The sequence below is a fragment of the Enterococcus sp. DIV0876 genome, assembly GCF_050529585.1.
In the GTDB taxonomy this organism is placed as follows: domain Bacteria; phylum Bacillota; class Bacilli; order Lactobacillales; family Enterococcaceae; genus Enterococcus_D.
In genome coordinates, this window is record NZ_CP172882.1 from 2,147,501 (window position 1) to 2,161,921 (window position 14,421).

The 14,421-nt window shown below is 41.3% G+C and carries 9 protein-coding genes, 1 tRNA gene and 2 rRNA genes (1 of these 12 running past the window's edge); 1 reads left to right on the forward strand and 11 read right to left on the reverse strand.

Annotated features, from left to right (window positions below; genetic code table 11):
* From IGI41_RS10050 to dnaE, 11 genes are all read right to left on the reverse strand, one after another.
* Window positions 1-304, reverse strand: a 23S ribosomal RNA gene (locus IGI41_RS10050) (it extends 2,611 nt beyond the left edge of the window).
* Between the two features lie 178 nt (window positions 305-482).
* Window positions 483-555, reverse strand: a tRNA-Ala gene (locus IGI41_RS10055).
* 76 nt (window positions 556-631) lie between these two features.
* A 16S ribosomal RNA gene (locus IGI41_RS10060) occupies window positions 632-2,191 on the reverse strand.
* Together the 16S and 23S rRNA genes with 1 tRNA gene alongside form the textbook arrangement of a ribosomal RNA operon.
* 618 nt (window positions 2,192-2,809) lie before the next feature.
* The gene (locus IGI41_RS10065) at window positions 2,810-4,315 is read right to left on the reverse strand and encodes a HAMP domain-containing sensor histidine kinase (protein WP_430609645.1); all 1,506 of its coding nucleotides are present in this window, start codon (window positions 4,313-4,315) and stop codon (window positions 2,810-2,812) included.
* 14 nt (window positions 4,316-4,329) lie between these two features.
* On the reverse strand, window positions 4,330-5,016 hold the full coding sequence (locus tag IGI41_RS10070) for a response regulator transcription factor (RefSeq protein ID WP_005229193.1): 687 nt from the start codon (window positions 5,014-5,016) through the stop codon (window positions 4,330-4,332).
* Between the two features lie 142 nt (window positions 5,017-5,158).
* On the reverse strand, window positions 5,159-6,580 hold the full coding sequence (gndA, locus tag IGI41_RS10075) for an NADP-dependent phosphogluconate dehydrogenase (RefSeq protein WP_430609646.1): 1,422 nt from the start codon (window positions 6,578-6,580) through the stop codon (window positions 5,159-5,161).
* Window positions 6,581-6,759: 179 nt separating this feature from the next.
* Window positions 6,760-6,939 (reverse strand): 50S ribosomal protein L32, encoded by a 180-nt coding sequence (gene rpmF / locus IGI41_RS10080; protein ID WP_054115330.1) that lies wholly within the window; start codon window positions 6,937-6,939, stop codon window positions 6,760-6,762.
* A gap of 56 nt (window positions 6,940-6,995) precedes the next feature.
* Window positions 6,996-7,556, reverse strand: coding sequence for a YceD family protein (locus IGI41_RS10085; RefSeq protein ID WP_430609647.1), 561 nt, complete (start codon window positions 7,554-7,556; stop codon window positions 6,996-6,998).
* A 187-nt stretch (window positions 7,557-7,743) separates the two neighbouring features.
* Entirely contained in the window at window positions 7,744-9,528 is a 1,785-nt protein-coding gene (gene pyk, locus IGI41_RS10090; RefSeq protein WP_430609648.1) for a pyruvate kinase, read from the reverse strand.
* Between the two features lie 77 nt (window positions 9,529-9,605).
* The gene (gene pfkA, locus IGI41_RS10095) at window positions 9,606-10,568 is read right to left on the reverse strand and encodes a 6-phosphofructokinase (RefSeq protein ID WP_430609649.1); all 963 of its coding nucleotides are present in this window, start codon (window positions 10,566-10,568) and stop codon (window positions 9,606-9,608) included.
* Between the two features lie 160 nt (window positions 10,569-10,728).
* Window positions 10,729-14,043 (reverse strand): DNA polymerase III subunit alpha, encoded by a 3,315-nt coding sequence (dnaE, locus tag IGI41_RS10100; protein ID WP_430609650.1) that lies wholly within the window; start codon window positions 14,041-14,043, stop codon window positions 10,729-10,731.
* Between the two features lie 147 nt (window positions 14,044-14,190).
* Between dnaE and IGI41_RS10105 the strand changes: the two genes are divergently transcribed.
* The gene (locus IGI41_RS10105; RefSeq protein ID WP_430609651.1) at window positions 14,191-14,373 is read left to right on the forward strand and encodes a YjzD family protein; all 183 of its coding nucleotides are present in this window, start codon (window positions 14,191-14,193) and stop codon (window positions 14,371-14,373) included.
* Window positions 14,374-14,421: the final 48 nt, after the last annotated feature.

Genomic DNA, 14,421 nt, shown 5'->3' on the forward strand with positions numbered 1-14,421 from the left:
TCCTACAACCCCAACAAGCAAGCTTGTTGGTTTGGGCTTTTCCCGTTTCGCTCGCCGCTACTCAGGGAATCGAATTTTCTTTCTCTTCCTGCAGGTACTTAGATGTTTCAGTTCTCTGCGTCTACCTCGACTGTGCTATGTATTCACACAGACGTAACATCCTATAAAAGATGTTGGGTTCCCCCATTCGGAAATCTCTGGATCATAGCTTACTTACAGCTCCCCAAAGCATATCGGTGTTAGTCCCGTCCTTCATCGGCTCCTAGTGCCAAGGCATCCACCGTGCGCCCTTATTCACTTAACCTTTGACCTTACGGTCGGTTTTTCAAGCACTTCTTCTAGCGATAGAAGGTTACTTGACTAAAATAAGCGTTGAACTTATTAAAAAACTCTTTTTTTGTTCAACTCGGTGTGTGTTACTTGTTTTGATTTCTTCAATATCCAGTTTTCAATGAACAATACATAACGACCAATGTCGTTAATGGAGCCTAGCGGGATCGAACCGCTGACCTCCTGCGTGCAAAGCAGGCGCTCTCCCAGCTGAGCTAAGGCCCCGGGTATTTACTTGAGAGTAGACCTCTCAAAACTGAACAAAGGCAAACGATGTGTAGTCTTCCGAAATATTCCTTAGAAAGGAGGTGATCCAGCCGCACCTTCCGATACGGCTACCTTGTTACGACTTCACCCCAATCATCTATCCCACCTTAGGCGGCTGGCTCCAAAAAGGTTACCTCACCGACTTCGGGTGTTACAAACTCTCGTGGTGTGACGGGCGGTGTGTACAAGGCCCGGGAACGTATTCACCGCGGCGTGCTGATCCGCGATTACTAGCGATTCCGGCTTCATGTAGGCGAGTTGCAGCCTACAATCCGAACTGAGAGAAGCTTTAAGAGATTAGCTTAGCCTCGCGACTTCGCAACTCGTTGTACTTCCCATTGTAGCACGTGTGTAGCCCAGGTCATAAGGGGCATGATGATTTGACGTCATCCCCACCTTCCTCCGGTTTGTCACCGGCAGTCTCGCTAGAGTGCCCAACTAAATGATGGCAACTAACAATAAGGGTTGCGCTCGTTGCGGGACTTAACCCAACATCTCACGACACGAGCTGACGACAACCATGCACCACCTGTCACTTTGCCCCCGAAGGGGAAGCTCTATCTCTAGAGTGGTCAAAGGATGTCAAGACCTGGTAAGGTTCTTCGCGTTGCTTCGAATTAAACCACATGCTCCACCGCTTGTGCGGGCCCCCGTCAATTCCTTTGAGTTTCAACCTTGCGGTCGTACTCCCCAGGCGGAGTGCTTAATGCGTTTGCTGCAGCACTGAAGGGCGGAAACCCTCCAACACTTAGCACTCATCGTTTACGGCGTGGACTACCAGGGTATCTAATCCTGTTCGCTCCCCACGCTTTCGAGCCTCAGCGTCAGTTACAGACCAGAGAGCCGCCTTCGCCACTGGTGTTCCTCCATATATCTACGCATTTCACCGCTACACATGGAATTCCACTCTCCTCTTCTGCACTCAAGTCTCCCAGTTTCCAATGACCCTCCCCGGTTGAGCCGGGGGCTTTCACATCAGACTTAAGAAACCGCCTGCGCTCGCTTTACGCCCAATAAATCCGGACAACGCTTGCCACCTACGTATTACCGCGGCTGCTGGCACGTAGTTAGCCGTGGCTTTCTGGTTAGATACCGTCAAGGGATGAACATTCTACTCTCATCCTTGTTCTTCTCTAACAACAGAGTTTTACGATCCGAAAACCTTCTTCACTCACGCGGCGTTGCTCGGTCAGACTTTCGTCCATTGCCGAAGATTCCCTACTGCTGCCTCCCGTAGGAGTCTGGGCCGTGTCTCAGTCCCAGTGTGGCCGATCACCCTCTCAGGTCGGCTATGCATCGTTGCCTTGGTGAGCCGTTACCTCACCAACTAGCTAATGCACCGCGGGTCCATCCATCAGTGACGCAAAAGCGCCTTTCAACTTTCTTCCATGCGGAAAATAGTGTTATACGGTATTAGCACCTGTTTCCAAGTGTTATCCCCTTCTGATGGGCAGGTTACCCACGTGTTACTCACCCGTTCGCCACTCTTTTTCTTTCGGTGGAGCAAGCTCCGGTGAAAGAAAAAGCGTTCGACTTGCATGTATTAGGCACGCCGCCAGCGTTCGTCCTGAGCCAGGATCAAACTCTCATAATGATTTGTTTGAACGATCCAAAGGATCGTTAAGCTCATAAAAATTAACTTTTGCTAGCTATTGCTTGCATGTATTTGCTTCATATAATGAAGCGTCCTACACATTGGTTCGTTTGCTTGCTTTGTTCAGTTTTCAAAGGTCTACGTTGTTGCGTTAGCAACTTTTATATCATATCAGAGTGACAAGTGATTGTCAACACTTTTTATAAAAGTTTTTTCAGAAGATGTTATTTAATTTCAACATCATTCACAACGACTTAATTATCATATCACTTGAAACGTTATTTGTCAAACACTTTTTTGATAAAGTTTTTTGATTTAAACGCATTTAGAAGTGATTTGTTTTTTATGACTTTGTTATAATAACACTTGTAAAATCATTCGTCAATATCTTTTTTGAAAAAGATTGAAGAAAAATTTATGACCACTGCGTTAACAAAGACAAGTAATAATATAGCAATTCTAACCAGAAAAATCAACTAAAATCACAGTCTTTTTTTGAATAATTTTTATACGCGAATCTTTCCTCTTTTTTATCATGTATTGTTCGCTTAATCAGTCATCCACACTGTTTTAGACCTTGCTTTTTGTAAAAAAAACAAGAGAACGCTATTTATCAAATCAGCGTTCTCTTGATTCTCTATCCTCTGATGTCAGAATTGGTATCTTGATTCTAAAAATAGTCCCTTGACCAACTACACTCTCTGCTGTGATTTTACCTTTGTAACTTGCCAATAATTGTTTGGCAATCGATAATCCAAGACCATTTCCGCCTTTTGTTCGTGCACGAGCTTTATCTACTCGATAAAACCGATTGAATATCTTCTCTAAATCTTCCGCAGTGATTCCTTCACCAAAATCTTGAATGGCGATCATAAATTGATCACGCTCTTTGGATATTGATAAATGGACTTCCTTGCGCTCAGTCGAATATTTGACTGCATTGTCCAAGACAATAATAATGATTTGTTCAAAATGATTCCGATAAATCTTCAAAATCAATTCATGATATAAGTCATCATCTAACGTAAAAACAAAATCAGGGTACAATATCTTGAAATTGTTAAACACTTGATAAACCACTTCTTTGGCTTTGGTCGTTTCATTCCCATAATGTACATCCACTTGCTCTGCCCGAGAGAGATCAAGCATTTCTTGCACCAATGTTTTCATACGGCTGATTTCTTGCAAACTAGCTGAAAGAGATTCATCTAAAATTTCCGGGTCATCTTTTCCCCAGCGCTGTAAAAGATTCATATGCCCTTCAATGATTGCAACTGGTGTGCGCAATTCATGTGATACATCCTCCACAAAGCGCTCTTGTTGTTCAATATAAGAACGCATACGATCAAGCATTTCATTAAAGATGTCTGCTAAATCTGATAATTCATCGTTGGAGTTTAGCTCTGGCATATGGACAGTCGATTGAGGATTTTTGCGGACGGTTTCCATTGTATCTCGCAGCACTTTCAACGGTTGCAGGAAATACGCAGATAAAAAGAAACCTAATACACTACTCAGTATCAAAGAAACAATTTCCAAAATGATCAACGTCAGCAGTAACTTACTGCGAATCTCATAAAACGAGGTCAACTCATAAAATGTTTGGGCATAGCCTACTTTTTCTCTTGTCTCTTTAGAATAAATGGGCTGGATCGATAAGAAACCAGTGATTCCATCAAGCGTGACGATAGTAGGTGCTTTACGTTCGATATCGATCAATGCCAAATCGTTCTCATGGGTTTTGAAAACCAAATCTTGGCTAAGATTATAAACAAATAAACTTAATGATGACTGCCCTAGCTCCGAAATAAATGAATCGATTTTCATCAGATTTCCATCGATCGTAGATGTTCTATCATAGATACTGGTTTCCCCGGTATCATTCTTTGTCAAATTACGATACGTACGTACCAATGTCAATTCTTGGTCTGAATTTGCCAAACGTGAAGCCACCTCAGACATTGTTCGTTCGACGTTATTCTCTTCTTTGGCCACGATCAGATTGACAGAAGTTTTATAAGTAATGACCGCGAAAATAGTAAAGACAACGAATATAAAGAAAGAACTAGCGAAGGCCCACTTCACTGTTAAAGAAGGCCCCTTCAGTTCTCTTAATCTTTTCATTCCATTTTTTAGGTTCACGAGCGCATCACATATCCTGTACCACGAACTGTTTGAATATAGCTTTCTTCCCCTGGTACATCGATTTTATTTCTTAGGTAACGGATATAGACATCAACCACATTGGTCTCAACTTCTGTCTCATACCCCCATACTTTATTTAACAATACATCACGTGCTAATACAACATTGACGTTCTCCATCAATGTCAGCAACAATTCGTATTCCCGTTTGGTTAATTCGATGACATCTGTGCCACGACGAACAACCCGATTCTCTTTTTCGATCGTTAAATCACGATATGTGATCGTTGTTTGTTTTGCCACGTTTTTATCGCCTTCGATATCGATTCGGCGCAATAAAGCTCTCAGACGCGCCAACAATTCTTCGATTGCAAAAGGTTTGACGATATAATCATCCGCACCATGATCCAACCCCGATACGCGATCAATGACAGAATCTCTTGCGGTCATCATGATGATTGGCGTATTTTTACTTTGACGGACACGACGACAGACTTCAAGTCCGTTCAATTCTGGCAGCATCAAATCTAGCAAGATCGCATCCCACTCATTATTCAACGCCGCATCTAGCCCTGTTCGGCCATTATAATGAACCTCTGTATTGTAACCTTCATGTTTTAATTCTAATTCCACAAATCGAGCTAAGTTCTTTTCATCTTCAATGATTAGAATATTACTCATGATTGATAGCTCCTTTATTGGTTATTTCTGCTTAAATATCAGACATTATCTGTCTTATTTTAGCATGTATCTAAAAAATAAAAAAGAGATTGACCAAAAGTTCTCACTTTTGGCCCTTCTCTTCCTTGAAACGAGCAAATGCTTACGCTTCGTCATACCAAGAATAATGGAAAATACCTTCTTTGTCTGTACGTTCATACGTATGTGCGCCAAAGTAATCCCGTTGTGCTTGGATCAAATTAGCTGGTAAGCGATCTGAGCGGTAAGAATCAAAGTAAGCGATCGCTGAAGAGAACGTAGGAACTGGTACACCCGCTTGAACAGCATATGCAACCACTTCACGTACTGATTGTTGATATCTTTTTGTAATATCGATGAAGTACTCATCCAATAACAAGTTTTCGATATCTGGATCTTTGTCATAAGCATCCGTGATTTTTTGTAAAAATTGTGCACGAATGATACAACCAGCACGCCAAATTTTTGCAATTTCACCAAATGGCAGATCCCAATCATATTCTTTTGAAGCTGTACGCAATTGTGCAAAGCCTTGGGCATAGCTCATGATTTTGCTAAAGTACAACGCTTCGCGGATTTTGTTGATAAATGCTTCTTTGTCACCTTCAAAAGCAACAGCTTCAGGTTTTGGCAACACTTTGCTTGCATTGACACGTTCTTCTTTATAAGCAGAAATATAGCGGGCAAATACAGATTCTGTGATCAACGGTAGTGGGACGCCCAAATCTAAAGCACTTTGACTTGTCCATTTCCCTGTTCCTTTATTGCCAGCAGCATCAAGAATCACGTCGACGATTGGTTTTCCTGTCCCTTCATCATCTTTACGTGTCAAAATATCAGCTGTGATTTCAATCAGATAGCTATCTAGTTCACCTTTGTTCCATTCAGCAAAAATATCTGCCATTTCATCTACAGATAGCCCTAAAATATTTTGCATCAAGTCATAGGATTCAGCAATCAATTGCATATCACCATATTCAATCCCATTGTGGACCATTTTTACATAATGCCCCGCACCATTTGGACCAATGTAAGTCACACAAGGAGCACCGTCTTCAGCTTTAGCCGAAATTTGTTCCAAAATTGGTGCCACCAATTCATAGGCTTCCTTTTGGCCCCCAGGCATGATTGAAGGCCCCTTTAAAGCACCCTCTTCCCCACCGGATACACCAGTACCAATAAAGTTGATCCCTGAGTTCGCCAACTCTTCATTACGGCGTACTGTATCTTTAAAGAATGTATTCCCGCCATCGATCAAAATATCACCTTTATCTAAATGAGGCAATAATTCTTGGATCGTTGCATCTGTTGCAAAACCAGCTTTGACCATCAGCAAGATACGTCGCGGTGTTTCAATCGATTGCACAAACTCTTCTATCGTATAAGTTGCTTTGAAATTTTTATCAGGATGCTCTTTTACTACTTCTTCGGTTTTTGAACCCGTACGGTTAAACAATGCAACAGAATAACCACGGCTTTCAATGTTTAAGGCCAAGTTTTTGCCCATAACAGCCATACCGACAACGCCGATTTGTTGTTTTGTCATCTTTCATCCTCCTAAGATTTTATTATCTTCATCATTATAGCGCAAATAGGCTTGCTTTTGAACCATTCTCTATCGAACCACAAAATTTTTTTCAGAAAAATTACAAATTAAAAAAAAAGAAAAAAACCACAGGCTCCATGGTTAGCCTGTGGTTTTAAAATCCTTTTTCATAAAAAGGGTTATGCTTCTTTTGTTGCAACGTCTTTGCCATCGTAATGACCACAGTTTGCGCAGACATGGTGGCTTTTTTTCATTTCACCACAGTTTGCACATTCGTTCAAACCATTGATCGTCAATTTGTAATGTGTACGACGTTTTGCTTTCTTCGCTTTTGAAGTTCTTCTTGCTGGTACTGCCATTTTGCTACACCTCCTTGTTAATGAACGCAACCTTGAGGCTGCAATTTATTCCAATCCTACGCATTATCATCATCTGATTCATTGAATAGTTCCGATAGTTTTGCAAGACGAGGATCAACTTGTTGAGCTTGCGTTTCTTTTTGTTTTGCAAAGTCTTCTTCCGAAAGAACAGCCCAATCATTGCCTGAAGGCATTTCTGTGCTTTCTTTTTCCTTCTCAGTCAAGACTCGCAAAGGAATCGCAAGTAATAAATTATCCGCTACAGATTCGTCAAGACTGATCGTTTGTCCCTCGATCAATAACACTTCTTCTTCGACGATCGTTTCATCGCGGCGCTGAAATTGCTCTGGTGTCATGAAACATTCATCGACAGTGAAATCAAAAGCTAAAGCGACTGGTTCTAGTGAACGGGTAGACGGTAAGGTCATCGTCGTTTCAACTTGATAATGCAATAAGTATTCATGCTTGCCAGCACTAATAAACCCTTTTACTTTGACTGGCGACAAATCAATGATTTGCTCATCACGTTTGATCAGTTGATTTTTTAAGTCCAATGTTTCATCGAACAGTAGTGGCTCTTCTTGGTATTTTTTTAATTCCAATAAAGACCATTTCATTCTTATCACCCCTAAGCAACAAAAGCAATTATACAGGGCTTCTGAGGCTTTGTCAATGAAATTTTCTTGACACCTTTCTCAGAACTTTTGGTACCGTTTCAGCCTTTTGATACCTGAAATAATAACCATAAAAAAGAACAGGCAGTTTATTTTACGCTGCCTGTTCCAATTGCTCATTCAACTCAACTTAGATGGCAGTTGTTTCGCCACGGTATACGATACCACGACGTGAATCGAGCGTAATCAATTCGCCGTCTTTGATTGTTGTTGTTGCATCTTTCGCCCCAACGATCACAGGTAGATCTTTTGCGATCCCTACAACAGCCGCGTGAGAAGTTAAGCCGCCGTCTTCAACAATCAATGCAGCAGCTTTTTCGATAGCTGGCATATATTCTTTGTCAGTTGTTGGCACAACTAGAATCATGCCATCTTTCGCTTTTGCAATTGCTTCTTCAGCAGAATGTGCGATCACAGCATTTGCGACAACTGATTTTTCACCGATTCCTTGTGCTTCTAATAATTTAGAACCAATCAATTGAATCTTCATCACATTTGTTGTACCGCGTTCACCAACAGGTACACCAGCAGTGATCAAAATCAAATCGCCTTCTTTAGCGAAACCTAAATCAACAGCTTGTTTAGAAGCCAATTCAAACATTTCGTCAGTTGTTGTTGGTTTTTGTGCAACTGTTGGGTAAACGCCCCAATTTAACATCAAACCGCGTTTTGTACGTTCGTCAAATGTTACTGCCAAGATATCTGCATCTGGACGGTATTTAGAGATCATTTTCGCTGTGTAACCAGACTCAGTTGCTGCAACGATTGTTTTAACACCTAAGTTTTTCGCCGCACGGGCAACGGATAAACCGATTGTTTCAGTTACATCTGTTTTATCAAATTGATTGATTTGGAATGTGCTGTTTTCAGATAATGATTTTTCAGCTTCGATATCGATACGTGCCATTGTAGCAACTGATTCAACTGGGTAATCCCCATTTGCTGATTCACCTGATAACATCGTTGCGTCTGTACCATCAAAGACAGCATTGGCAACGTCTGATGCTTCCGCACGTGTTGGACGTGGGTTTTGTTGCATTGATTCTAGCATTTGTGTAGCAGTGATAACTGATTTTCCAGCCGCATTACATTTTTTGATGATGCTCTTTTGAACCATTGGTACTTCTTCTGCTGGAATCTCAACACCCATATCACCACGAGCAACCATGATACCATCAGAAACTTTGATGATTTCATCGATATTGTCGATACCTTCTTGAGATTCGATTTTAGAGAAAATTTGGACATGGGTCATGTCTTTTTCTTCTAAGATTTCACGAATTTCAAGTACATCTTGTGCTTTACGTACGAATGAAGCGGCAATAAAGTCGATATCATTATCAAGACCGAAACGGATATCATCCGCATCTTTTTCAGTAATACCTGGCAAGCTGATTGATACGCCTGGTGCATTCACACCTTTACGAGATCCCAACATACCTGCATTTTTCACAGTCACAACTAATTCACGGTTTGCTTCGTCTTTTTCTGTGATTTCCATGTCGATCAAACCATCATCAAATAAGATATGTCCGCCAACGTGTACGTCTTCAAATAAACCAGGATATGTTACAGCAATTTTTTCTTTTGAGCCTTTGTGTTCTGGATCCATTGAGATGCGTGTTTCATCACCAACGTTGAATTGGATGTATCCAGCACGGCCAAAGTCAGCTTCAGTCGTATCTTGTACAGTAGTCCGAATTTCAGCACCCTTTGTATCTAAAAGAATACCTACATCTTGACCAACTTTTTTGACGGCTTCACGAACCATTGTCATCCGTGCCAATTGTTCTTCATGGTCCCCATGAGAGAAGTTGAAACGGAAAACATTCGCACCGGCTTCAATCAGTTGAGAAATAATCTCCACACTATTACTTGCTGGTCCTAATGTACTAACGATTTTTGTTTTTTTCATTACTAAACGCTCCTATTCATTTATTTAAAATAGCTAAAAAAGCTCTTTTTAAAAGTTCTGTGCGTTGCTGCGTATGCTTAAAATGAAATTTCTTTATTTAACTCATATAAAGAAAGGTCTGGTTTATGACGGTTATTTTCTAAGGTGTCGATGATATCTGAAGCAATCATTTTGTTGTCTTCGATACCAATACACAATCCGCCTTTACCTTCTTGTAATAATTCAACAGCATACGCCCCGAATTTACTTGCCAAAACACGGTCGCGGGCACTTGGTGAACCACCGCGGACAACGTGACCAAGAATAGATACTCTGGTATGGAAGTCGCCATATTGTGATAGTTTATCCGCAAATTCGTTTCCGCCCATCACACCTTCAGCAAGGACGATCAAGCAATGTTTTTTCCCGCGGTCGCGACCTTCGCGAATACGATCAGCCACTACTTGCATATCAAAATCATGTTCAGGGATGATTATTTCATCCGCACCACCAGCAACACCAGACCAAAGTGCAATATCTCCAGCACCGCGGCCCATGACTTCAATCACAAATGTCCGTACATGAGAAGTCGCAGTATCACGAATCCGGTCAATTGATTCTAATACCGTATTGATTGCAGTATCGAATCCGATTGTAAAGTCCGTACCTGGAATATCGTTATCGATCGTTCCTGGAATACCGATAGCTGGGAAACCATGTCGTGTCAAAGCCATCGCACCATGATATGACCCATCGCCACCAATAACTACTAGACCTTCGATACCAAATTTTTTCAATTGTTCAATACCTTTTAATTGGCCTTCTTGTGTCGCAAATTCAGGATATCTTGCTGAATACAAGAATGTACCGCCTCGTTGGATTTTGTCGCCAACATCAGCAACATCCAAACGACGAATATCACCAGCAACTAAACCAGCATATCCATAATTGATACCATATACTTCAAGTCCGTCAAAAATCGCCTTTCTGACAACTGCGCGGACCGCTGCGTTCATGCCTGGTGCATCGCCGCCACTGGTTAGGATTCCAATGCGTTTCATTATTCTTTCACCTCATCAAAAGATTTTGTTAGGGAAGTCCCTGTTTGATACTTTTCAAGTAATAACCACGAGTAATATTCTACCATCATTCAAGACAAATGTCTTGGGATACTAGGAAAAAGTTGAAAAAAGTGTAAGTTTGATTGCCATTTTCCGAAAATTACTTGAAAACAACATTTCCTTTTCCTAATAATTCTTCAAGCTGTTCCACAAAATGCTGATCGTGACTGACCCAATTCGTTTCCTTCAACAATACTTTCTTTCCACTTTGTGCATAAAACATTACAACTGGATTCGTTCCCTTGTGTTGTTTCATCACATGTGCCAATTCTTGCATTTTAGATGCTTGTGCTTCAGCAGAAATTTTCAAATAACAGGTTAGCTGTCCCATCTTATTTTGCTCATTTTCTGCTAAATCTATTTTATCAGCAATTAGCTGAATTTCACCATTGTAACGACTTACCTCAACTTTCCCTTCAATGTATAAAACCGCGTTTTCTTCAATCAATGAACGGACTTGTCGATAAATAAGGGGGAAAATCGTGACTGATAATTCTCGACTCGCATCTGTTCCTTCCACAAAGGCCATCTGTTCACCTTTTTTCGTTCTGATTTCTCTTATTTTTCGCACATACAGTAAGATCCTGACCTGCTCATTGGGCACCAAATTTGCAATATCTGTGACCTGCTTAAATTGTTTTAATTTGTGAAATTGTTCTACTGGATGTCCGGATAAATACACACCCAGGTATTCCTCTTCTAGTGCTAACTTCTCTTCTATTGAATAATCAGAAATCGCCGCTTCTTTTAAAGCCATCGTTTCCAACAAATCAAGGCTGCCACCGCTATAAGCAATATTTTGGATTTTGCCTTCTAATTGAATCAATGTCTGCTTCCGATTCTTAGTCAACTCATCAAATACACCAATGCTGACCAACGGCACCAAATAGTCGAGCTTGAGCCATTTGCTGTTGCGTTGATTGAGGCGTAATAAAAACTGATCCATCGAGCTATATGGTCCCTGTGACTTACGTTCATCGATAATGTCTTGGATCATATCCCTTCTGATCCCTTTGATACTACTAAATCCAAAGCGAATCGTGCCATTTTTTTGTAATTGGAAACTGTAGTTGCTGGTATTGATCGTTGGTGGAAGGACCGAGACGCCATATTTGGCTGCCTCGTTCAAGTATTCTTTCATTTTGCTCGCATTGTTGCGTACAGAATGAAGAATCGCCGCAAAAAATGGTGCTGGGTAGTGTACCTTTAAATACGCCATCTGAAACCCAATCACTGAATACGCAAAGGCATGAGAGCGGTTGAAACCATAATCCGCAAAGCGTTCGATATAATCATACACAAGCGTCGCCTTATCGGCATCGTAATGATTCTCGATAGCACCTGTAACAAAATGACGTCGTTCTTCATCAAGAATATCTTTTTTCTTCTTACTGATAGCCCGCCGCAAAATATCCGCTTGCCCCAAGGTAAAACCCGCCATTTTTGACGCCACTTGCATGATTTGTTCTTGATAGACAATGATGCCATAGGTATTTTTCAAGATGGGCTTCAGGCTGTCATCTGGGTAAACAACTGGCTCTTGTCCCTTTTTACGCTTGATAAACATATCAATATTTTGCATAGGCCCAGGGCGATACAAGGCATTGACTGCTGCAATATCTTCGATGCTTTCTGGTCCTAATTTGCGTAATACATTCCGAATACCCGCTGACTCAAACTGAAAAATACCAGCTGTATCACCTTTTTGAAAAAGCACCAGCGTTGCTGGATCATCTAAGGGGATTTCTTTTTGCGTAAGCTCTTTGTTTGTCATGCGTTTGATTCCTTGCAAGGTATTGTCAATGATCGATAGATTACGCAACCCCAGAAAGTCCATCTTCAGTAAACCTACCGTTTCTACGTCATTCATGGTAAACTGCGTCAGCCAAATATCATCACTTCCTGTTTGCAAAGGAACTAAATCTAATAAGTTTTTGTCACTGATCACCACCCCGGCAGCATGAGTAGACACATGCCGCGGCAATCCTTCTAATGTTTTCGCCACTTGAAACAAAAGCTGGTTTCTTTCATTGAATGCCACCAATTCACGCAATTGATTCGATTGTTCATAGGCCAACGCCAAGGTCATTTTCAAAGCATTTGGGATGGCTTTCGACCAGCGATTGGCTTCACTTTGCGAGAGGCCGAATACGCGGGAAACATCGCGCAAAACCATTTTTGCTGCCATCGTACCAAATGTGGCAATTTGGGCCATATACTCTTGACCATATTTTTGTCGCACATACTGCAAAATTTCGTCTCTGCGATTGTCAGGAATATCCAAGTCTATATCAGGCATCGTATAGCGCTCTGGGTTCAAAAACCGTTCAAAAAGCAAATCATATTTGATAGGATCAACATCTGTGATCGACAATACATAGGCAGTCAAAGCCCCTGCGGCCGAACCACGACCAGCACCAGTAACGATTTTTTGCCGATGGGCAAAATCCATGACATCCCAGACAATCAAAAAGTAATCATCAAACCCCATTTTATGGATGACCGACAGCTCGTAATCCAAGCGTTCTTGATATTCCTTGGTCACATGCGCCACTCTTTGCGGCAAGCGCTCAAAACATAGTTGACGCAAAAATGTTGCGGCATCTTGTGTTTCTGGTAACGGAAAATGAGGCAGCAAGCGTTGATGCAATGGGAGTTCAACACGACACTCTTGTGCGATGCGCTGATTATTCCTCATTGCCTGGGAATCAGAAGCAAATCGTGTACGGACTTGCTCTGGCGCTTGTAAATGGTTGACGCCAGAGTCCAGTTCTTTGGCTTGACGAAAGTCTTCGATCTGTGTGCCAGATTTGATATGCCCCATCACATCCACGGCAAATGCTTCTTCTTGAAACAACGCCGTGACCTCCTGATAGCTGCAAGCTTCAATACCTATTGATCTAAAGGGTTCAAAAGCCGATTCCAAGGACGCTTGTTCACTTTCCACACCGTAAAACAGGCTGTTTGCATCAAACAAATCTTTCAAATCTTCCAACTCAGTATAGGTTTTTCTATCATCGTTTGTTTGATTTGAAAGAAACCCGGAACCATTAGGCAGCACACCAAAAAGATCATGCAGCGAAGACTCATTGGCTATGACCAGTTCATCAGTCGTCATTTTTTTACTGGAAAGGCGCATCAACCTTTGATAGCCCTGCAAGTTTTTGGCAAATAAATAAAGTGGAAAGGTCATTGTTCCTTCCACGAAATGACAATCAAACAACACACCAAAGATTGGCTGCATCTGTTGTAATTGGCACTGCCGAAAGAATTCAACTGCGCCATACATCACATTTCGATCCGTCAAACCAATTGTCTGGTAGCCCAATTCTTTGGCTTGTGCAATATATTGAGGAATTTTGATCGTACTTTGAAGCAATGAATATGAACTTAACGTAGTAAGCTGAGCATACATTGAAATTCCTCCTTAAATGAAAGTTCTCTTACGAACGGATAGTAGATAAATTTGAAAAATAAAATGAAAAAGTGAAAATCTTTACAATAATTTTTTTTGTGATAAACTTAAGGCGAAAAGCAAGCTATGCGGAAAAGAGGTGTCGTCATGCGTTACTTAGTCACTTTATTTTGGACTTTCGTATTGGGCCAGGTTGTTGGTTATCTAGGCAGCTCATTAGCCGGAGCCACTTACGATTTTCAATTAACTACAATCATCTCTTTGATCACTGGTGTGGTGATTATACTAATAGGAACAATCGCACCTGCGCCTGAAAAGACAAGTCATTAACACAAAAAAACCAGTTACTACCATTGTAACTGGTTTTTTTTTCTTTTC